Source organism: Streptomyces incanus, from assembly GCF_042656345.1.
Taxonomy (GTDB): domain Bacteria; phylum Actinomycetota; class Actinomycetes; order Streptomycetales; family Streptomycetaceae; genus Streptomyces; species Streptomyces incanus.
On record NZ_JBHSPC010000192.1, the window covers coordinates 1 to 1,025 of the forward strand.

At 69.9% G+C, this 1,025-nt stretch carries 1 protein-coding gene; it reads right to left on the reverse strand.

Features of this window, described 5'->3' with window-relative positions; all coding sequences use genetic code 11:
- On the reverse strand, positions 1-1,025 hold a 1,025-nt coding region (locus tag ACFP2V_RS38620; RefSeq protein ID WP_381221451.1), incomplete at both ends, for an ISL3 family transposase.

Genomic DNA, 1,025 nt, shown 5'->3' on the forward strand with positions numbered 1-1,025 from the left:
GTGACCGGAGCCGCTGGTTCTCGCGGTTGCGGAAGCCGAAGGCGTTGCGTGCTTCGAGCTTGATGAGGCGGTTGTTGCCTTCGGAGGCGGCGTTGGTGATCCCGGTGACCAGGTAAGTCTCGATGCCGTCCCACCACTGCTCGACAGTTTCGGCGAGGGTGACGAGTTCGGGCAGGTGGGCGTGGTCGGCGACGTGGACGAAGAAGCGGTGGCGGGCGGCGGAGATCGCGGAGTGGTCCGGAGTGACGTGCGTGCGGCTGACGGCCAGACCGAGGAGGTCACGCAGGAGTTCCTTGGCCTGCCAGGCCGCGTAGATCTGTCGGCCATAGGTGCCCATGTAGTCCAACTCGGACCGCAGAAGGGTGCGTTGGTCCTCGGTGAGGTCCTCCTTGTTGCGGCGCAGGAGTTTGCGGACGGTGTAGACGCTGTCGCCCTTGCGGGCTCGGCGGCCGTGCTGTTTCCAGGTGAGGCGTCGGCGCAGGTCGGCGAGGTGGCGCTGGGCGAGCTGGACGATGTGGAAGCAGTCGACGACCACGGCCGCGTGCGGCAGGGCCCGGTGAACGGCGGCGCGGAAGGTGGAGCACAGGTCGATGGCGACGTGGCGGACCTGCTCGCGCCAGGCGGCGGGCTGGGAAGTGAGCCAGTCGGCGACCGATGCCGCGTTGCGGCCCTCGACCTGGCCGAACAGGCCACGTCCGCCCATCGCGTCGACGAAGCCGATGTGCCAGGCGTCCGCGACGAGTTCCCACTTCTGCGTTGCCGGGTTCTGCTTCCATACCGGCTTGCCGCGTCGGGTCTCGTCGATCCCGATCGCCGAGGTGGTCGGCGGGTCCTCGGGCAGGACCTTGGCGGCGTAGTCCTCGAAGCAGTGCTGCACGGTCGGCCAGCTCAGGTGCAGGTCGCGGCCGGCCTGCACGACGGTGCGAGAGCCGTCGCAGACCGCGGCCCCCGCCGCCCGGCGCAGAGTGAGGGTGGTGCGCATCCCGGCGGGCACCGCGCGGATCGCCTCGGTGAACGAGCCGCGT